Source organism: Pseudomonas sp. RT6P73, from assembly GCF_054897715.1.
Window position 1 is genome coordinate 1,927,201 of record NZ_JBUBUV010000002.1, and the last position, 19,174, is coordinate 1,946,374.

The 19,174-nt window shown below is 60.8% G+C and carries 16 protein-coding genes; 1 reads left to right on the forward strand and 15 read right to left on the reverse strand.

Annotated features, from left to right (window positions below; all coding sequences use genetic code 11):
• Positions 1-48: 48 nt before the first annotated feature.
• The 13 genes from ACYZT6_RS09435 to ACYZT6_RS09495 are packed head-to-tail and all read right to left on the reverse strand — an operon-like array spanning position 49 to position 15,279.
• Entirely contained in the window at positions 49-1,968 is a 1,920-nt protein-coding gene (locus tag ACYZT6_RS09435) for a hypothetical protein (RefSeq protein ID WP_462026638.1), read from the reverse strand.
• Positions 1,965-3,269: a lipopolysaccharide biosynthesis protein gene (locus tag ACYZT6_RS09440; RefSeq protein WP_462026639.1), complete on the reverse strand. Its 1,305-nt coding sequence runs from the start codon at positions 3,267-3,269 to the stop codon at positions 1,965-1,967. Before ACYZT6_RS09440 ends, ACYZT6_RS09435 begins: the two co-directional genes overlap by 4 nt.
• Positions 3,266-4,267 (reverse strand): polysaccharide deacetylase family protein, encoded by a 1,002-nt coding sequence (locus ACYZT6_RS09445; protein ID WP_462026640.1) that lies wholly within the window; start codon positions 4,265-4,267, stop codon positions 3,266-3,268. The genes ACYZT6_RS09440 and ACYZT6_RS09445 overlap by 4 nt, the downstream gene beginning before the upstream one ends.
• 12 nt (positions 4,268-4,279) lie before the next feature.
• Positions 4,280-5,416, reverse strand: coding sequence for a glycosyltransferase (locus ACYZT6_RS09450; protein ID WP_462026641.1), 1,137 nt, complete (start codon positions 5,414-5,416; stop codon positions 4,280-4,282).
• On the reverse strand, positions 5,409-6,377 hold the full coding sequence (locus ACYZT6_RS09455; protein ID WP_462026642.1) for a glycosyltransferase family 2 protein: 969 nt from the start codon (positions 6,375-6,377) through the stop codon (positions 5,409-5,411). The genes ACYZT6_RS09450 and ACYZT6_RS09455 overlap by 8 nt, the downstream gene beginning before the upstream one ends.
• Complete coding sequence (locus tag ACYZT6_RS09460) at positions 6,374-7,741, reverse strand: O-antigen ligase family protein (protein ID WP_462026643.1); 1,368 nt, start codon at positions 7,739-7,741, stop codon at positions 6,374-6,376. Before ACYZT6_RS09460 ends, ACYZT6_RS09455 begins: the two co-directional genes overlap by 4 nt.
• A complete protein-coding gene (locus ACYZT6_RS09465; RefSeq protein WP_462026644.1) occupies positions 7,738-8,826 on the reverse strand; it encodes a glycosyltransferase family 4 protein in 1,089 nt (362 codons plus the stop codon). The genes ACYZT6_RS09460 and ACYZT6_RS09465 overlap by 4 nt, the downstream gene beginning before the upstream one ends.
• Positions 8,823-10,415 carry a GumC family protein gene (locus ACYZT6_RS09470; protein WP_462026645.1) on the reverse strand — a complete coding sequence of 531 codons (1,593 nt, stop codon included), beginning with the start codon at positions 10,413-10,415 and terminating at the stop codon, positions 8,823-8,825. Before ACYZT6_RS09470 ends, ACYZT6_RS09465 begins: the two co-directional genes overlap by 4 nt.
• Before the next feature lie 17 nt (positions 10,416-10,432).
• Entirely contained in the window at positions 10,433-11,458 is a 1,026-nt protein-coding gene (locus ACYZT6_RS09475) for a polysaccharide biosynthesis/export family protein (RefSeq protein WP_462026646.1), read from the reverse strand.
• A 22-nt stretch (positions 11,459-11,480) separates the two neighbouring features.
• The gene (locus ACYZT6_RS09480) at positions 11,481-12,128 is read right to left on the reverse strand and encodes a CpsD/CapB family tyrosine-protein kinase (RefSeq protein ID WP_462026647.1); all 648 of its coding nucleotides are present in this window, start codon (positions 12,126-12,128) and stop codon (positions 11,481-11,483) included.
• A complete protein-coding gene (locus ACYZT6_RS09485) occupies positions 12,129-12,875 on the reverse strand; it encodes a sugar transferase (protein WP_462026648.1) in 747 nt (248 codons plus the stop codon).
• Positions 12,872-13,930, reverse strand: coding sequence for an NAD-dependent epimerase (locus ACYZT6_RS09490; protein ID WP_462026649.1), 1,059 nt, complete (start codon positions 13,928-13,930; stop codon positions 12,872-12,874). Before ACYZT6_RS09490 ends, ACYZT6_RS09485 begins: the two co-directional genes overlap by 4 nt.
• Positions 13,927-15,279 (reverse strand): UDP-glucose dehydrogenase family protein, encoded by a 1,353-nt coding sequence (locus ACYZT6_RS09495; protein ID WP_462026650.1) that lies wholly within the window; start codon positions 15,277-15,279, stop codon positions 13,927-13,929. The genes ACYZT6_RS09490 and ACYZT6_RS09495 overlap by 4 nt, the downstream gene beginning before the upstream one ends.
• A gap of 388 nt (positions 15,280-15,667) precedes the next feature.
• Between ACYZT6_RS09495 and ACYZT6_RS09500 the strand changes: the two genes are divergently transcribed.
• Positions 15,668-17,365, forward strand: coding sequence for a sulfatase-like hydrolase/transferase (locus ACYZT6_RS09500; RefSeq protein ID WP_462026651.1), 1,698 nt, complete (start codon positions 15,668-15,670; stop codon positions 17,363-17,365).
• Between the two features lie 51 nt (positions 17,366-17,416).
• On the opposite strand, the gene ACYZT6_RS09505 is transcribed toward ACYZT6_RS09500, so the two are convergent.
• Together ACYZT6_RS09505 and ACYZT6_RS09510 are read right to left on the reverse strand one after the other, a co-directional pair.
• On the reverse strand, positions 17,417-17,752 hold the full coding sequence (locus ACYZT6_RS09505) for a hypothetical protein (protein WP_462026652.1): 336 nt from the start codon (positions 17,750-17,752) through the stop codon (positions 17,417-17,419).
• A 306-nt stretch (positions 17,753-18,058) separates the two neighbouring features.
• A complete protein-coding gene (locus ACYZT6_RS09510; RefSeq protein ID WP_462026653.1) occupies positions 18,059-19,114 on the reverse strand; it encodes an AraC family transcriptional regulator ligand-binding domain-containing protein in 1,056 nt (351 codons plus the stop codon).
• Positions 19,115-19,174: the final 60 nt, after the last annotated feature.

Consider the following 19,174-nt stretch of genomic DNA (forward strand, 5'->3'; position numbering starts at 1 on the left):
TTGCGGGGCGCGGCCAATGGCCGGCGTCGCAATGCAATAGTTGGCAATTCATGAGGCGCTCCAGCTTAGATTAAACAGGGTCCGTCCTGGCAGCTCGAAGCTGACGCGACCGTCCTGACATTTGAATGGCGCGTCGCGGGCACGGTTGTCGGCGCCGAAGTAACGTAATGAACCGTTGGCCAGAGGACACTGGACTCCGGTCAGGGCTACACGCTGCAAGCGCGTTGCTTTGTTGACCCCCAGCAAACTGCGTTTGAGGTCTTCGGCCATGGCCAGCACGTCGACCTCGAAAGCGTCATTGTCCAGGCTCATCACGTCGTGCAGCCACTGCTCGCGGATGAACTGATGGGCCATGCCTACGGGCTTGAGCTCGAAGGAATTCTCGCCGAGTACGCGCAACATGCCTTTGGGGTAGTTCGGTTCGTCGGCGGCCTGGAACCAGCTCAGCATCTCCAGCAAGCCGTCCTGGGACGAATTGATGACGACCGAAGCCCACCACAACGACGCGAAATCGGTTTCCTGATCGTAAGGACTGAGGCTGGAACCGCTGGACATGTTGGTCTGGTCCAGCAGCAAGGCTTTGCGCGGCCGACCCTGGACGTCGAGGCCGACCAGCTCGGCGGCGCGGCGCACGCTGTCACGGTAGACCCGTGTCGCCAGCAGGTCGCGAATCATCCATTCGTGCCAGGCCAGGGCATCAATGTTGTCGCCGGATTCCGCCAGCAAGCGTTTGGCCCAATCGATGCCGCGCTTGTCGGCGGCGTTGTCGGCAAACGGGCCGTTGACCAGTCGCGAACTGGCGGGCATGGCAATGCGCACGCCGGCCTTGGCGTTGGCAGGGTTGCTGCGCACTTGCCGGGCCATGCTGTTGAAGATGCTTTGGTAGTTGGCGTAGTCCGGGTAGTTGAGGTTCGGCTCGTCGGCAAAACCGATGTAGTGCGTGCCTTTGCCACCCAGGGCCCGGGTCGACGCGAGCCAGGCGTCGAGCCCGGCATTGCTCATGGTGTCGGCGCGCAGGTCAGCCTGGCGCTGGCTCCCGGCCAACAGCGTGATGTCCTGGGTGATGCCGAAGCGGTCCTGATACAGCTGGCGGAAAGCGTCTTCGTAGTGCGGGTTCTTCGCCATGATGTCGACGAAACTGTAATAAGTCCCCGCCTGTGGCTTGAGTGCATCGAGCACCGCATAACTCGATTCCGGCACCTTGACGTAGGGCAGGGCGATGCCGAGGTTCGGGGTCGGCCCCAGCACTTTGTTGTGCAACGTCAACCGGACTTGGCCATCGTCCTCGCGCAGGGGCTTGAGCTGCTGCGGGTTCTGGGCGAAGAGGTTGGCGGTGCCGTCAAGCCAGAACGCCACTTTGCCGCTGCCTTGCAGACGCAGGCGCCAGACCTGTGGCTCGGTGGCGACGGGCAACTCGACCTTATCGAATTGCCAATAGCCGCGATACGGTTTCAGCGCCAGCGCCACTTGTTTGCCGTCGCCCACCCGCTGCGCTTGCAGGGCGCTGACGCCACCGTGGAACTTGCCGGCCAGCACCGCGTGTTCACCCGGCGACACCTTGAAATACAGCTCATCGCCATTGTGGGTTTCGGCGCTGAAATGCACCTTGGCGGGGGCGAACAGTGCCACCGTGCGTTCGTCGTGTTCTACCCGGTAGCGACGGAAGCTGTAGCCCGGAATTTCCAGTTGATAGCTGGAGGCACTCGGTGCCAGCGACCAGCTCTGACTGCCGCGCGATTCACTGGCGGCGATCAGGCGCTCGCCTTGAAGTTTGCCTTGGCCATCGAGCAGGTACAGGCGCTCTTCGTTGGCATCCGCCTGCCACGCCGGGGCCCAGCGGATGGTCAAGGTGTCGGGGCGATCCGGTTGCAGGTACAAGCTGCCGTCGCGAATATCGGCCCAACGCATGGGCGCCGCGTGGGCGCTCAGCGAGAGGCCCAGACTCAACAGCAGGGCCAGGCGCTTCATGCCGACTTCCGTTGCAGCATTTGCAGCATCGGCGCTACATCGCTGGGCAGGATGATCAGGGTTTGCCAGACCGGCACACCGCTCAACCGGCAGTACATCACCAGCAACGCGATGGTTACCGCGACGTAGGCGATGGACGATGCCGCCGCCGCGCCGACGATCCCGTAAGCCGGAATCAACACCAGGTTCAGTGCCAAATTGAGCAAGGCGCCGAGGCCCATCAACAGCGAAATCGTGCCGGGGCGGTTTTTACCCAGCAAGTCCAGGCGCAGGATGCTCGCGTAGCACAGGCCCAGCAGGCCCGGCAGCAGCGCCAACAAGGCGGGATAGGCGGGCTGATAGGCCACGCCGAACAGCGTCACGATCAGCCATTCGCCGATCACGGCCATGGTCACGCAGGCGCCGAGCATCACCGTGGCGGTCAGGCGCAGGGCCAGCGGCGTGACCTTGTCGATGCCTTCTTCCTGTTGCAGCAGGCGTTTCATCAGTGGCGTGGTCACGGCTTCCGGGACGATCAGCAGTAACTCGGCGGCGGCGCTGGCCATGGCGTAATGACCGAGCGCGGTACTGCCGAGCAGCGCGCCGATGAACAAGTAATCGGAGCGCAGGATCACTTGCTGGAACAGCAGGTCAGGATGGCTGCGGGCGCTGTAGCGCAGCAGCTCGTTCTGACTGGCGCGGTCCCACTGCAATTTCAACGGCTGATCGCGTTTGAGCCAGAACCAGCCCGCCAGCACCACCAGGCTGATGCCGGACAGCCAACTGATCAGCGCCGCTTCCAGCGCGGAGTCTTTCCACATCCAGAACAAGGCGAGAAACAACAACAGCGGCGCCAGGGATTCCAACAGGCGCAACGCATTGAATGCCACCACGCCGCCGGAGGCGTTGTGCAACGTCAGCAGTCCGCTCTTGAGCACCGTCAGTGGCACCGCCAGCAGCAACAGCCAGGCGAGCAGGCCCAGTTGCGTGGTGATGTCGAGTTCGTTGCCGAACTCGCGCACCAGGGCGACCACCAGCAAGGTCAAAAGACCGGCCAACACGCAACCGAACACCAGCACCTGACTCAGCAGCAAACCCATAGGCCGGTGCTTGGCCGCCTGAAAACCCACCGCCGAATTCAGCCCGCCACTGGTGGCGGCGCTGATCAGGTCGGGCAAGGTGCTGAGCAGGGCAAACAAGCCTCGTTCACTCGGCCCGAGGATTCGAGCGAGCAACACGTTGCGCATCAGCCGCAAACCGATCATCGCCAGTTTGGTGCCCATGCTCAGGGCCAGATGCTTGAGGTAATGGCTGCGGCTCATGCGCGTGCCCCGCGGTACAGGCGCCAGGACAGCAGCTGCGGATTGCGCGCCACCCGTTGGCTGACGCCAAAGCGTGGCAAGTTCAAGGGGTCATCGGTGCCCCGATAAATCCCGGTGCCCGTGCCCAGGGCAAACGGGAAATCATGGTCGGCCACCTGTTCGCGCACCCGCGCATCGTTGTCGCCGTTGGGGTAGCAGTAGACCGGCAGCGGCCGGTTGCAGCCATTTTGCAAGGCATTGCGGCTGCGGCTCAGCTCCTCGTGCAAACGCTGATCATCAAGGCCGGTGAGAATCGAATGGCTGGCGCCGTGCGGGCCGAACCGCACGAGCCCTGAGGCTTCCAGCGCGCGCACCTGATGCCAGTCCAGCGCCTGGGGCAATGACTCGTCCGGGCACTCATCGGTCAGTCGATTCAGGTCGGCGGGGCTCAGGGTTTTCAGGCTGTGCAGGAAGTGCAGCAAGGCCAGGCTGCGACGCTCCACATCCAGTTCATCGAAGGGCACCGGCAACGGCCGACTGACCTGTTTAAGGCAATCGATCAATTGCATCCGGGCCCGTTCACCGTGGCTGCCCCAGAGGGTTTCGCCGATGCTTTCCCACCAGAACCGCTGGCGGCTGCCGATGAAATCGGTGGAGAGAAAAATGCTCGCCGGCACCTGATACTTTTGCAGCAGCGGGAAGGCATTCAGCGCATTGTCGCGCCAACCGTCGTCGAAGGTCAGGGTGATCTTTGGACGATCCGATCTCACTGTGCCGGGTTGCAGGATGTCCATCAACGACACGCAGTCGAAGTGTTTTTTCAGCCACACCAGCAAGTGCTCAAAGGCCTTCGGCCCGACGCACAGTTCATTGCGGTGGGGCAGCTCGGCGGCCTGGTCGCTGGCCAGCACCCTGTGCAACATCAGGATCACACCGGCGCCTTGCAGTTGAGTGCGGCCCACCGACGAGTTGAGGTAAAGCCAGCCACTGGTGCGTTTTAATAATTGTTTGATCGCCATGGCACAGTCCTCTCAACGGTTTTGCTCAGGGTTCCACTGGGCGTACCGCTGCCCCCGCAGGAACTGCCACAGACCGATACTCATCCCGGCCAGGGTCACCAGCAGGAACGCGGCCAGGCGAAAGGGTTTGGGCAGACGGTGTTGCGAATCCAGCAGGCCGGCGATGGCCACGGCGTAACCGAGCAGTTGCGCGACCAGGCTCAGGCGATAGAAACCGTGTTCTTCCCACAGCCAGAAATTGCTCAGCAACAGGGGCAGCAACAGGATCGGCGCCAGTCGGCGGATCAACTTGTGGCTGATCAAGGCAATCGAATACAAGCCATGTTTCAGCGGATTGAGCAGCTCGCTGCGCTGGGCCAGGCTTTGCAAGCCACCGACGGTGACCCGCTGACGACGACGGAATTGTTTGTCCGCTTCATCGACGCCCTGGTCGATGACCTGCGCCTCGGGCACATAGACAATCCGCTTGAACGCCACCGGCGCGCAGGTGCTGATGAAGAAGTCATCGTTGACCTCGGCCGGGATGTCCTGGAACAACTCGCGGCGCAGGGCGAGCAGGGCGCCGTCGGCGGAGACCATGCAGCCGGTGCGGTTTTCCACCCTGCGCAGCCAGCCTTCGTAATGCCGATAGAGGCTGTCGCCGATGCTCAGGCCACCGCCGGTGACCGGGATCACCATGTGCCCGGCGCACGCGCCGACCTGGGGATCGCACAGGGGCGCAAGCAGGTGGCCGAGGGTGTCGCGGGACCATTGGTTGTCGGCATCGGTGAACACCAGAATATCGCAGGTGCTCAACGCAACGCCGGCATTCAGGGTCGCGGCCTTCCCCTGGCGGGGCAGGTCGAAAATGGTGATGCGCGGGTCGATGACCTTGCGTGCACAGGCCACGGTGTCATCGGTCGAACCGTCGCTGGCGAGAATGATTTGCAGCGAGGCCGGCTGATAATCCTGAGCAAGCAAGGTGCGAAGCTTGTGTTCGATGTGCCGCGCTTCGTTGTGCGCGGCAATCACGATGCTGATGTTCATCGGTTCCGGCGGCGCATGGCGCCGCGAAGCAAACAACGGCGCCAGCAGCGTCAATAGCAGCGGATAACCGATATAGGCGTAAACCGGCAGCAACAGGCACAACCAGAAAATGAATTCAGCCACGGGCGGGCCTCCTGGCATTCCAATGACAAAGACTGAGGATGAACGCGGCACCGGCCAGTTGCAGACGCACCCAATGCAGGCCCCAGAGTTGCAGCGTCAGGCCCAGGTCACGGTGTTTCATGCTCTGGCGCATGCTCAGGGCGAGCGCGGGCAAACTGGTCACCAGCAAGAAGAACAGCGTCAGATGGACCTGGCCGTTGATCAGGGCAAAAAGCGCCGCAATATCCAGCACCCAGGCGGCGATCGACAGCATCGGGAACCGCAGCAGACGCAGGCTCATCCCGTTGCTGCGCAGTAACTGCAGGTGACTGCCCTGGCGCCAGAACTCCTTGCCCATCCATTCGCGCCAGCTGGCTTCATAACCCCAGTGCAGGGCGACGCTATGGTTCACCGACAGCAAGCGCGCACCCGCGTGGGAAAGGCGCATGGTGAAGTCCTTGTCCTCGCCGGTACGCAGGCTTTCATTGAAGCCTCCGATCTTGTCGAACCAATGGCGGCGCATCAGCAGGTTGGCGCTGGGCAGCCAGCGCACGGTTTGCACCGTTTCCGCACTGGGGCGCAACAGCCGGCGTTGCCAGGCATCGGCATACCACGGGGCTTGCGCCGGAGTGTGCAAATCCAGACCGAGGACGTCGACCTGAACCGCGGGCTCGATTCTCAACAACAGCGTGAGCCAGTCCTCGGGCACTTCGATATCGGCATCGAGGAAGGCCAGCCATTTACCGGTGGCGACGGCGGCACCGCGATTGCGCAAGGCGCCGATCAGCAAGCCCGGCAGCACCAGCACTTGCGCGCCCATTTGCCGGGCAATGTGCGGGCCCTGATCCTCGGAGCCGTTGTCGGCCACGATCAGTTCGCATTGCACTCCGGCGGCGATGGCGGCGCGTTGCGCAGCCAGCAGAGTCCGTGCGATGTGAGGGGCTTCGTTGTACATCGGAATGACAATGCTGATGCGGGTCATGCCTTGGCCTCCACGAGTGGGCTTTCTTCGGCTTTCAAACGCAGCACGCTGGTCAGGGCGAGCATGATCCACACGTACTTCTGGTTGGGCGCGCTGAGGAACATCAAGAACAGGCTCAGCGCCAGGAAACTCATGCTCAGGTGCGTCAGCAAATCCGCCTGCTCGCGGTTGCGTCGCTGCATCCACACACGACGGGCGCGGACCAGGTTGTACAAGCCGAGGGTGAGCATGCCGACAAACAGCAGCCCGGCGGGAATCCCCAGTTCACTGAAGATTTCCAGGTAGGTGTTGTGGGCGCGGCGGTACAAGTCGCCGATTTTGCGGTTGGCCGAAAACGCCTTGGCATACCCGGTGGTGGCGTAGTGCAGCGGGAACGTCCCGGGGCCGGTGCCCAGCAGCGGGTTCTCGCGGATCATCTGGCTGCCGACCACAATGTACGAGGCGCGACGGCCGAGGGATTGGTCCTGACTCCTGGCGCCGGCGCTCAAAATGCTCAAGGACTGTATGCGCTCGATGTAACCCTTCGGCATCGCATAAATGGCCAGCGGAATCACGATCACCAGACCCAGCATCGCGAACCCCAGATGCCGTGGACGGATGCGTTTCAGCTCGGCGCGGTAGTGCCAGGCGCCAATCATCAGGCTGAGGAACAGCACTACCAGCCCCGATCGGGATTCGGTCTTGGTCATGCCGCCCAGCAGCAAAATGCAGCAGCCGACCCAGAACGCCCGATGCAAAAAGTGCGGGCTGCGGACCACCAGCAGCAAGGCGAGTGGCACGGCGAAGGCGATCAGCATGGCAAAGGCGTTCGGGTCTTCCAGCAGGCCGGCAGCGCGACCCTGGTCCTGATATTTGCTGGAGAACATCGCCAGCACGCAGGTCGCCGTGACACTGAGGGTGACCAGTTTGGCGAACAGGTCCATGTTCAGCTCGCGGCCGATCAGCAGGGTGATCACAAACAGCACCAGGCCGACACTCAGTTCCCGCAGATGCCCCATCGACATGGCCATGTTATCGGTGTTGATCACGCTCAGCATGTACAAGACCATGAACCAGATCAGGTAGCGCCAGATGTTGCTGCGCAGGCGTTCGGAGGGAATCTGGTGGATGGCCAGTTGCAGCATCAGGATCACGGCCAGTGAGGCGCCGAGAAACTTGGTGCCCGAGACTGAACTGTCCTTGAAGAAACCTTCGAACGGCACCAGCGCTGCGATCCCGAGCAAGCCCCACATGGGTTTGCGGTATAGCAGCGCGACACCAACCAGGCCCAGCACCGCCCCCGGCGCCAGATACGGATAAGGGCTGGCCAGCAAACCAAGGCAGACCAGGCCAAACAAACTGACGATCGAGAGCGGAAAGATCACGCGCGTGCCTCCCGTGCAGTACGGAGATAAAGTTGCGACCATCGTTCGGCCAGGGCCTTGAGGTCGTAACGGTCCAATTGCGTACGTTTTGCGTTGTCGATCAGTTCGCGAGCCATGGACGGTTCAGTCAACAACGAACCGATCTGGCGGGCGAGGGCGGCGCTGTCGGCGGGTGTCGCCAGCAGGCCGTTGTGCCGGTCTTGCAGCACATCGGGAATCCCGCCGACGCCAAACGCCACCACCGGCACGCCGGCTTGCATCGCTTCGAGCAGAATCATCGGTGTGCCTTCGGTGCGCGAGCTGATCACCAGCGCATCGAGTTGCTGCCACCACTTACCCATGTGGGTCTGGTAACCCGGCAGGGTGATGCGGTCTTGCAAACCGGCTTCGTTGATCCGCGCCAGCAGCGTTTCCCGTTCCGGGCCGTCGCCGAGCATCACGGCGTCCAGTTGCGGGTGTTGCTGACAGAGTGGAATCAGCGCATCGAGAAAAAAGTCCGGGCCCTTTTCACTGCTCAGCCGACCGACGTAACCGGCCAGCCAACGCTGGCGGTCCACGCGGTGCGGCAGCAGTGCGGTAGCCGCCGGTAAACCATTGGGGATCACTTGCAGTTTTTCCGCGCGGACACTGGCCTGGCGGCACAACACGGCAATGCTTTCGGCGACGCAGACCACGCGAGTCACCGACGCGGTGCGGCACAGTTGCAGGCTCAGCCAGGTGTAGAACTTCTGCTTGCGGCTGCGCGGGGTAAAACCGTGTTGCGTAATCACCAGCGGCAGGCGCAACAACGTTGCGCCCACCCAGCCAAACAACAGGCCCTTGAAGTTGTGCGTATTGATCAACGGCCGTTCCGCCCGGCGCTGGCGCAAATGCGCGAGCAATGGCCCCAGCCCCGCGCAGCTCCGGCAGTCGACCCCCGCCTGGCGAAACCGTGCGATCAGGTCTGGCGGCGCATCGAGAAACAGCACCTGGTGCTGCCCCGGCGTCGCCAGGCAATGGTCCAGCAGCATCCGCTCAGCCCCGTAGAAGCCGCCGCTGCTGAGCAAATGAATGATCGGCAGGGAAGGGCTGAGCGGCGCGTTCAATTGCGCACCCAATGCACGAGGCCAGGCACGGACCAGTTGCTGTGCGGATTGGTCGGTTCCACGTTTTGATCGTTGATCACCAACAGCACCGGCAAGCCCAGTTCGTGGGTGATTTGCGCTGGGTGTTTGAAACGGTGATCGAAGAACTCACGCACGTAGACCAGGGCAATCGCCAGCAAGAGACCGGTGAACAAGCCGAACGGAATGATCAGTATCGGTTTCGGGAACGCGGCTTCGGTCGGCTCATACGGCGGGCTGAGCACCCGTGCGTTGGACAGGTCGTTGTCCAGCGAGCGAGAGGTGCTGCTTTCGGCGAAGCGCTGGGCGTAAGTCGAGAACGCCGCGTGCAAGCCGTTGATCTCGGTGTCCATCTGCCGCAGCTTGCTCTGGGTTTTCTGCAACTGGTGGATGCGTTCCTTGAACTCGGCAATGCGCGCGGTTTTCTGGTTGATCACTGAACTGACAACGGCCAGGTCGGTGGTGCGCTCCTGAATCCGGTTGCTGACCACTTTCAGAAACTGCTGACGGGTGCGGGCAATTTGCTCGCGGGTCAGCAACATCGGCTCGCTGCTTGGCTGGAAGATCGCCAGGTCGTTCATGTAGCGGCTGACCTGAGTGGTCAGGGCCTCACCCATCTGTTTGATCTCGCGATCTTCGAACGCCACGTTATCCACGGTGGTGGTGAAGGTGTAGGGGAAGGTGTAGTCGTTGAGTTTGGAGTTGCTGGCAGCGGCCAGGCTGGTTTTCAGGTAATCAAGCCAGCGTTGACTTTGCAGCAGGCGGTCGCGGTACAGGTTGAGCGCTTGCTCCTCGGTGTTGATGGCGTTGAGGCGGAAGGTGATTTCTTCCTTTGGATCGGACGAGCCGACTTCTTCAAGCAAGGCCAGCCGAGTGCCTTCCAGGCCATCGAGCCGAACCTGGTACTGCTTCTTTTTGGTTTCGTAGAACGATTGTGGCAAGTCGATGGACTGCAGTTCCTGACGGCTGGTCAGGTAGTTCTGCAGCAAGGCGGCGACAAAATTGGTGCCTTGGGTCGGATTGTCAAAGCTGTAGATGATGGAGATCACGTTGGAGCCTGGCAGGGTCTCGATTTTCAGACTGTCCATCGCCTCTTGGGTCAGTGCATCCAGCACCGTGTCGCGCACCGGATCGGTTTCCAGGCCAAGAGTGGCTTTCACCGGGTTGATCACGTATTCGCGCAGCGGGGTGGTCACGTACTGTTTGAACGGCTGGGTCACCAGTTTGTTGAAGACTCCAGGGGTGGGCGTGTACTCACCCTTGTCGCGCAACTCGCTGATGGTCTGCCGGATCAACGCCGGCGAGCGCAGGATATTGCTCTCGGTTTCCATGTCCGCCAGGGACGGTGGAATGAACGAGGCGTTCTCCTGGTTGAGGGATGTCGTAGCGTCTCCCTGGGAGAGTTTTTTGGACTGCACGATCACCTGGGCGGTGATATCGAAGCTCTGTTTGAGCATCAGCGGCAAGACCAGCGCGATCACTGCAAAGATCAGGAAGACTCGCTTCACCAACTGCTTGTTGGCGAAGAAGATCCTGAAGAACTCGTGCAGGTAGTTTTCCTTTGGATTCATGGTCGGTCACCTGAGAGTTAGTTACTGTCACTGTCTTTGTTGTCGACGCGGTAGCCGAAGCTGAAGCCCACGCCCTGGAACAACACCACGTCTGCCAGTTGCCGCGCGAGCTCACCGGCGCTGGCCAGTTTGGTCTTAGGCACATAGAGCATGTCGTCCGGTTGCAGGTACGCAATCTGCGACGCATCGCCCGACAAGGCTTTTTCGACGTCATAACGCACGGCCTGAACCTGGTTACCGTTGCGACGCATGATCACCACCGAATCGAGCCGTGCCTTGGTGTTGCTGCCACGGGCCAGGGTCAGTGCTTCAAGCACCGAGACCGGCCGGCGGATCGGGTAGGAACCCGGTTGGCCGACTTCGCCCAGCACGTAGATTTCATTGCCGGCGGTGGATTTGAGCAGCACGTCAACGGTCATTCGCCCCGGCAGTTGTGCGTAGCGTTTGTTGAGGAAGGTTTCCAGTTGATTGACGGTCATGCCTTGCAATGGCACGGCGCCGATTTCCGGGAAGCTTGCGTAGCCGTCGGTGCCTACGGTGATCTCCCGGCTCATGCCGGTACCCGGGTGGTTCAGGGCACTTTTAAGGTTCGCCTCTTCGCTTAGCGGGCTGATGACCTGCACGGACAGCTGATTGCGGTTAGGCTGAAACAGCTGCTTGCGTGTGTAGACACGCTGGATTTCCTGACGCGCTTCTTCGGAAGACATCCCGGCGATTTTCACCGAGGTGTTGGCGCCCGGCAGTTCAATGGTGCCATCGGGCAGCACCAGTTGACTGCCGTTGAGCTGGCTGGCGGCAGTGAAGTTCAGGCCGACCTGGTCACCGGACTGGATGCGGTAGGCACTCGAGCCGGTGGTGCTGATACGGAAGATCACGTCCAGCACATCCTGTGGCCGCAACGTCTGTTCGACCTTGGGCATGTCGGTGGCCTGGGCATTGGCCGGTGAGGCCGTGAGGATATTCACCGGCATGTTCTGGGTATCGGAAGTGCTGGAGCAACCTGCAAGCGGCAGCAACAGCAGGACAAGCATTTTGGCGTTCATGTCGTCATCCCTTTCTGGTTGCTTACAGGTTTTTGTACAGCCACTTCGGCATGTAGTACTTGCGCCGGTTGAAGACGCTGCCGACCAGTTTCGCGCCGGCCTGGGTCAGGCGCTGAACCGCCGCCTGGGCCACTTCCCAGCGCGTGTCTTCGGAGCGCACGACCATGATCACGCCGTCCACCTGGGTGCTGATGATCATGGTGTCGGCGGCGGAATACACCGCGTCGCCGTCGATCACCACAAAGCGATACTGACTGCCGAGCTGATCGAGCAACGGGCCCAAGAGTTCGGGTGTCAGGTGTTCGTTGCCGCGCACGAACCGGCCGTTAGGCAGGATGTGGAAGGGCAGGCTGGAAACGTTCACCACGCAGTCCTGCAGCAACGGCGGGCTCTGGGTGTTGAACAGCAAGTCGCGAAAACCGCGCTCTTTAGTCAGCCCCAACTGCTGGGTGAGGTTGGTCGCCGAATGGCTGGCATCGACCAGCAGCACCTCGCCGCTGCTCATTTGCGCCAGTTGGCTGGCCAGTGCCAGGGCACTGGTGGTTGTACCTGCGCCGGGACTGGCGGCGGTCAGAAATAGGATCCGCAGATCTTGATCGAGCACGGTCGAGGTCAGGTTGGACTCGCTCGGGTTGGCAATGCTTAGGCTTTTGGCTGATGAACCGTCCATTTAACTCGCTCCGTGGCCGCTGAATACTTTGAAGGGGGTTTTCAACAGGATCTTCAGATCGAGCAAGAGGCTCTGCTCGGCGATATAGCTGAGGTCCAACTCAACGCGCTGGTCGAAGTCGATATTGCTGCGCCCGGAGATCTGCCACAGGCCGGTCATGCCGGGGTAGATGCTCAGGCGTGCAAGGTGATTGTCCTTGTAGCGGTAGGCGTTGAACGAGGTTGGGCGCGGGCCCACCAGGCGCATGTCGCCGAGTACCACATTGATCAGGTTCGGCAGCTCGTCCAGGCTGCTTCGCCGCAGGAATCCACCGATGCCGGTGATGCGCGGATCCTTGTCGATCTTGAAATCGATCGCGTCTGCACCGTGCTTGTTCAGGTGACGCAGGGACTCCTTGAGCTCCTCGGCGTTGGCCACCATGGTGCGAAACTTGTACATGCCGAACTTGCGACCGCGGTAGCCCGTGCGTTTCTGCACGAACATCACCGGCCCCGGGCTGCTGAATTTGATCGCCAGTGCCAGGCCCAGCAGGATGGGCGAGATCAGCAGCAGAATCACCAGCGCACCGAAGCAGGCGACCACGCGGTTGGTGCGTGACAGCGTCCACGGCCGACCGCCATCACGGCCGGTCATCCAGCCACGACCCTGCATATGGATCGCAGTATCGAGGCGCATTCGGTGCTCCGGGTCCAGGCGCTTGTCCCGGCGCATCTGTTGCACGGGCACCGTTTTTTCATGTCCAGTCATAGAATCCTCCGCTGAAGTTCAGCCGCGAGCGGCGCGTGGGCGATAGGCAGTGGGTAGTAGTCGCGGAACCAGGCGATAAAGCGCCCGAGTCCTTCATCCAGCTCGATACAAGGCTGAAATCCGGTTGCCCGAGCCAGGTCACTGGCATCGGCGCAGGTGTTGAGCACATCGCCCGGCTGCAGAGGCAGCAGCTCGACGAGGGCTTTTTGTCCAAGGTGTTTTTCCAGCAGCGCCAGGTAATCCTTGAGTTCCACCGGGTGCTGGCCGCCGATGTTGTAGATCCGCCACGGCGCCATGCTGCTGGCCGGGTCCGGTTGTTCACGGTCCCATTCGGCGTTGGCTTGCGGTGGACGTTCGATCAGGCGCGTGATGCTTTCGATGATGTCGTCGATGTAGGTGAAGTCGCGCTGGTGCTCGCCGTAGTTGAACAACTTCAACGGCTGACCTTCGGCAATCGCCCGGGCGAACTGGATCGGCGACATGTCGGGCCGGCCCCAGGGCCCGTACACGGTGAAAAAGCGCAGGCCGGTGCAGGGAATCCCGAACAGATGGCTGTAGCTGTGGGCCATCAGCTCGTTGGCTTTCTTGGTCGCGGCGTACAGCGACAGCGGGTGGTTGACGCCGTCCTTCACGGAGTAAGGCGTTTGCTGGTTGGCGCCGTACACCGAACTGGACGAGGCGTAGATCAGGTGCTTGACCGGGTGGTTGCGGCAGCTTTCGAGGATGTTGAGGAACCCGTTCAAATTGCTGTCGAGGTACGCCCGAGGGTTTTCCAGGGAGTAACGCACCCCGGCCTGCGCCGCGAGGTGAATCACCACCTCGGGTTTTTCACGGACAAACAGTGCCTCGATGGCCGGACCGTCGGCCAGGTCAACCGTCGCGAGCTGGAAATCGCCAACCTGCTCCTGCACCCAATCCACGCGGTCGTGTTTGAGTTGCGGGTCGTAGTAGTCGTTGAAATTGTCCAGCCCGCACACGTCGTGCCCGTCGCGCATCAGTCGCAATACGCAGTGGGCACCAATGAAACCGGCCGCTCCGGTGACGAGAATCTTCATGGTCGCGGCGCCTCGGGAACGATGTGCCGCAGGCCGATGCCGCTGTAGTGCAAACCGGCCGCCGCCACGTGTTCCGGGTTGTAGAGGTTGCGACCGTCGACGATCACCCGTGAACGCAATTTGCTCGCCAGCAAGTCAAAGTCGACCACGCGGAAGTTCTTCCACTCAGTGCAGATCACCAAGGCGTCGGCGTCTTCCAGGGTGTCGTCGCGGGTGGCGCACAGGTGCAAGTTATTGCGGTAGCCGTAAATGCGCCGGCATTCGGACATGGCTTCCGGGTCATAGGCCTGCACGCTCGCGCCTTCGGCCCACAGCGCTTCCATCAGGTAACGGCTGGGTGCTTCGCGCATGTCATCGGTGTTGGGCTTGAACGCCAGACCCCAGATCGCGATGGATTTGCCGGCCAGCCCGTTGGGGAATTGCGCTTTCAGTTTGCTGAAGAGAATGTGACGCTGACTGTCGTTGACGTCAGTGACGCTGCGCAGCAGACGCAACGGCATGCCGTTGTGTTCGGCGGTGTGCAGCAGGGCACGCAGATCCTTGGGGAAGCACGAGCCACCAAAACCGCAACCGGGGTAGATGAAGTGGTAACCGATGCGCGGGTCCGAACCGATGCCTTTGCGCACCGCTTCGATGTCGGCCCCCAGCAGCTCGGTGAGGTTGGCCAGTTCGTTCATGAAACTGATGCGCGTGGCGAGCATCGCGTTGGCCGCGTACTTGGTCAGCTCGGCGCTGCGGTTGTCCATGAACATCAGCTTTTCACGGTTGCGGCAGAACGGCGCGTAGAGCTCGCTCAGCTGGCCACGGGCTTCGTCGTCATCGGTGCCGACGATGATCCGGTCCGGGCGCATGCAATCGGCGAGGGCGCTGCCTTCCTTGAGAAACTCGGGGTTGGACACCACCCGCACCTTCAGGGCACTCTTGCCACGGCAATGCAGTTCTTCGTTGGCGGTGGCGGCCACCTGGTCCGCGGTGCCGACCGGCACGGTGGACTTGATGATCAGTGTGCGATCGGCCTCCATGTAACTGGCGATCTGGCGGGCCACATTCAGGACGTGGCTGAGGTCGGCCGAACCGTCTTCATCGGCGGGCGTGCCGACGGCGATGAAAATCAGCTCGGCGTGTTCGACCGCATCGCTGGCCTGGGTCGTGAACAGCAAACGGCCGGCCTTGATGTTCTCTTCCAGCGTGCCGGATAACCCCGGTTCGCTGATCGGCGGCACGGCCTGTTGCAGTTGTTTGATCTTGTTCGGATCAATGTCGACACATAGGACACGATGTCCGACATCGGCCAGTGCCGCTGCTTGTATCAGGCCGACGTAGCCCGTACCAAATACGCTCACGTCCATATTGGCGTGCCTCGTAAGACGGTTGAAAGAACTGAAATAAGACTGTCAAAAGGGGTATAGCCCAGCGCTGGGAAAACGTGTCAGCAAAATGACATGTTGCGTTGCTATAACAGGCCCATTTTTGGGGCGATTTGCCATCAAGTGCTTGCCGCAGCTGGATTTGCCGCGGTTTTGACGGGTTATTCACATTTCGAAGAAAACGATAAACGGTCGTAGGGCTTGAAACACAAGGGTTGTAGACGATCGAGTGTGTCAGATTTGAGTCAACGTTTTTTTGACGCTTTGTCAAAACACCCGACATTTCTTGCGCTTTGATGGCCCGGTGCTAGTGTCAAAAAATGGCCGACAATCTATTGGCCAACGAACGGCCGCGAGCATCGGAAATACTATGATTCGATACCTCAAAGAACTGCTCTTAGTTCTCTATTTAGTTAAGAACTACGACTATTACCTGGAACGCCTGAGCGCGATGGGCATCGGCTTCCCGGTGCTGCTGTTTGGCGGGATGTTTATCGCGCTGACAGTGGCGCTTTTCATGACCGCCTACATCCGCCAGACACTGATCCGTCATGTGTTCGCCCTGGCGATGTTCGCCTCGGCGGTGTTTTTCGATGTCTATACCCGCGTCACGGCCGACTACCTGACGTACAGCAGCTTCGTGTCGCTGGTGTATTCCGGCGGGTTCATCCAGGAAGCGGCGTACCAGTACCGCGACGCGATCATCAGTGGGGTGGTTGGCGGCTTGCTGCTGCTGTTTGGCATCGGGCTCAAGCCGCGTCGGCGCATGCCGTTACCTGGTGCGTTGCTGGTGGCGGCGCCGGTGCTCGGGGTGCTGTTGCTCAGTGCGGTGTTGTTCGTACGAGCGGGCGAAGGTGCCCGCGGCCTGCCGATCATGTACACGCCGCTGGCCTATCTGAACCTGTTTACCTATGAAGCCCTGCACAACACCGTTGGTCCGCGCGAATCAGTGAGCCTGGCACGCAACGACTCACCGCGGGGGCACGACATCGTGCTGATCATCGACGAAAGCATTTCCGGCAATTACCTGGACATCAACGCGCCATTCGGTGTGCACAGCAACCTCAAGGAACCGCGCCCGGGCGTCGCGATCTTCAATTACGGTTACGCCGCGTCCATTGCCAATTGCAGCGCCGACACCAACATCACCCTGCGCTACGGCGGCACCCGCGCCGACTACATGCGCATCAACAGCACGATGCCGTCGATCTGGCAGTACGCGAAGAAGGCTGGCCTGCGCACCGTTTACATCGATGCCCAGCGCACCGGCGGCAACTTGCAGAACCTGATGAACGAGGCCGAGAAAAAGGACATCGACGAGTTTGTGCAATTCGACCAGACCAGCGTGCGCGATCGCGACATGGCGGCAGCGGCGAAACTGATCGACTTGCTCAACGACGGTAAGCCCGAGTTGGTGGTGATCAACAAGGTCGGCGCGCATTTCCCGGTGCACGACAAGTACCCGGATGGGTTCATGGCGTATCGTCCGACCTTGCCCCGGGGGCAGTTTGTCGAGATAGCGGACACCGGCACGCGGGATGGCTTCAATGGCCAGCCGGATGACTGGGTGCTGTACCGCAATGCCTACAAGAACACGCTGCTGTGGAACGTCGGGGAGTTTTTCTCACGGGTTTTTGCCAAGGCGGACATGAGTAATGCACTGCTGATTTACACCTCGGACCATGGGCAAGACCTGCATGAGCGGGGCAACCCCGGGTTGAATTTGCACTGTGGCGGTGATCCGGTGCAGGAGGAGGGCCTGGTGCCGCTGGTGGTGATTCAAGGGGATCAGTTGCGCACACTGGATTGGCAGAAGGCGCTGGCCGGGAACAAGGATCGGTCGAGCCACTACAACATCTTCCCGACGCTGTTGCAGTTGATGGGGTATGACCTGGCGGGGATCGAGGCAGTTTATGGCAAGCCGTTAAGCGTGCCGACGGCGGACGACTTTACGTTCAACTACCGGTTCAATGCGCGGCTGGGGGCCAAGCCTGAGTGGAAGCATATTGATCTGAAAAGCATTGTGACGCCGGGGCAGGCGGCTACAAGTGTGGCGGTGGGGCAGTGATGAAAGCGCTCCCCGAGATTGAGTGCCAATCTCGGGGAAGGCTTAAAAACTTTAGCGAATCTCAAGTTCAAGGGGGGGAGATTCGGAGGTGCCGTTTACTCGATATGAAAACAAGGCTTGTGAGTTGACGTGCTGCTCCAGCTTATCTTTACCTACTTTAAACTCGAGGACATGCGGTAAGTTTTCGACTGTAACCGTTTCCTGGATTACGGAAGCGCCTACCTTAACGTTGAGCTCAACAATATCCTTCAAAGCGAAGGGTGGAGCTTTTACCCAAACCTGCACATGGGCGCCGTCCGGAATGTCCTTCAAGTAAAGGTATTTACCTTCAGCTTCTTTAACGATTGGTGCTTCAAGTCGGGCAGTGGTCGTGGTGTCGGTAGTCATACGTAACTCCTGATTGAGGAATAAGTTGCGCACTGATTACACGTACAAACGCGGCGACTGGCTACTGTCAGAAGTAACAGGTATGAGCGGTTTTCCGACGTACGGTCATGTTCCGTTGCTTCGGCTTGCTGACCTGTTTTCATGGCCGCAGCCGGCTAACCGCGACTTGAAGTGGTGGGGCGGTGAGGTGTGAGGTGTGAGGTGTCTGGGCGGGCCCCTTCGCGGGCAAGCCTCGCTCCTACAGTGGATTTGCGGCGTTCACAAAACCCTGTAGGAGCGAGGCTTGCCCGCGAAGAGGCCCGCCGGTCAGCACAAATCTGAAGGCTGCTGCCACCGCGTCCGATACACCCCCGGCGCACACCCCAGCCACCGCAGACACGCGCGGTTGAAGCTCTGCACATCGCTGTACCCCAACCGATCCGATATCTCCACCAACTCCAGATCCGCTGCCTGCAACAGATCCTCGGCCAGGCGACGGCGATACTCATCCTGCAGCTCGGAAAAACTCCAGCCCAAGGCCTTCAAGCGCCGGGCAGCGGTGCGTTCCAGCAAGTGATGGTCGGCGCAAAAATGCTGCCAGTTTGCACCGGCAAGGTCCGCAATCAGATGGTCGCTGACCTGCTCCAGCAACGTCGGCTCGCTGTTGCGCCGAGTCTGCTCCAGCAGGTCTACCAGCGTGTGTTCCAGCTCATGGTTGCCCGGTGTCAAGGCTGTCACAAACAACTGCGGATCGAGACGGATCGAATGATGCGGCTGTGCCCACTGCACCGGCGCGCGGAACGCCTGTTCATGCGCCTGCGGGTTGGCGGTACGTGGCCACGCCATACCGATCTCGAGAATCGGATCACGCTCCAGCCCGCTGGCGAGGAATTTTCGACGCAGCATGCTGCACAGGCTGATCACGATGTAATCGGTGGTCGACGCACTGGCTTTCAGGCTGCCGCAGTCCAGTAGCCGCAACTCGACGCCGTCATCGTCACGCACGATTTGCGCCCGGAAGTGCCCGTTGAAGAACGGAAAGAATCGCTCGAAATAATCGCAGGCGCTTTCCAGCGACGCCGCGACGTCGAACAGGTACGTCAGGCCATTGGTGGCGGTGGAGACGAAGCGTCGGCCCGCCGCCAGACCGATCAACGGGTCGCCGGTGTGCTCCAGCGCAAACGCCCAGAAGCGCCGCGAAAGGAACAGCGGAATGCGCATGAACGGCGCGCGCAGTTCGAACAGGCTGCGGCGAAACAGGCCTTCAAGGGTTTCCCGGGCAACGCCCCGGGCCAACAGTTCTTCGATGGCCGGCAGCAAGGTCGGCGCATAAAACGCATTGGGCAATGGTTGATGGAGCAATGGCTGATCACTTTTTGTCATGTAGGGCTCACAGCTTGTTCCGGGACACTGGTTAGGCTGCCCGACGTTAAGCGATTTGCC

What these genes read in the sequence shown, in the direction of transcription:
- ACYZT6_RS09435 (WP_462026638.1), bottom strand. Translation starts at nt 1,968, where the DNA reads ATGAAGCGCCTGGCCCTGCTGTTGAGTCTGGGCCTCTCGCTGAGCGCC.
- ACYZT6_RS09440 (WP_462026639.1), bottom strand. Translation starts at nt 3,269, where the DNA reads ATGAGCCGCAGCCATTACCTCAAGCATCTGGCCCTGAGCATGGGCACC.
- ACYZT6_RS09445 (WP_462026640.1), bottom strand. Translation starts at nt 4,267, where the DNA reads ATGGCGATCAAACAATTATTAAAACGCACCAGTGGCTGGCTTTACCTC.
- ACYZT6_RS09455 (WP_462026642.1), bottom strand. Translation starts at nt 6,377, where the DNA reads ATGACCCGCATCAGCATTGTCATTCCGATGTACAACGAAGCCCCTCAC.
- ACYZT6_RS09470 (WP_462026645.1), bottom strand. Translation starts at nt 10,415, where the DNA reads ATGAATCCAAAGGAAAACTACCTGCACGAGTTCTTCAGGATCTTCTTC.
- ACYZT6_RS09475 (WP_462026646.1), bottom strand. Translation starts at nt 11,458, where the DNA reads ATGAACGCCAAAATGCTTGTCCTGCTGTTGCTGCCGCTTGCAGGTTGC.
- ACYZT6_RS09480 (WP_462026647.1), bottom strand. Translation starts at nt 12,128, where the DNA reads ATGGACGGTTCATCAGCCAAAAGCCTAAGCATTGCCAACCCGAGCGAG.
- ACYZT6_RS09485 (WP_462026648.1), bottom strand. Translation starts at nt 12,875, where the DNA reads ATGACTGGACATGAAAAAACGGTGCCCGTGCAACAGATGCGCCGGGAC.
- ACYZT6_RS09490 (WP_462026649.1), bottom strand. Translation starts at nt 13,930, where the DNA reads ATGAAGATTCTCGTCACCGGAGCGGCCGGTTTCATTGGTGCCCACTGC.
- ACYZT6_RS09495 (WP_462026650.1), bottom strand. Translation starts at nt 15,279, where the DNA reads ATGGACGTGAGCGTATTTGGTACGGGCTACGTCGGCCTGATACAAGCA.
- ACYZT6_RS09500 (WP_462026651.1), top strand. Translation starts at nt 15,668, where the DNA reads ATGATTCGATACCTCAAAGAACTGCTCTTAGTTCTCTATTTAGTTAAG.
- ACYZT6_RS09505 (WP_462026652.1), bottom strand. Translation starts at nt 17,752, where the DNA reads ATGACTACCGACACCACGACCACTGCCCGACTTGAAGCACCAATCGTT.
- ACYZT6_RS09510 (WP_462026653.1), bottom strand. Translation starts at nt 19,114, where the DNA reads ATGACAAAAAGTGATCAGCCATTGCTCCATCAACCATTGCCCAATGCG.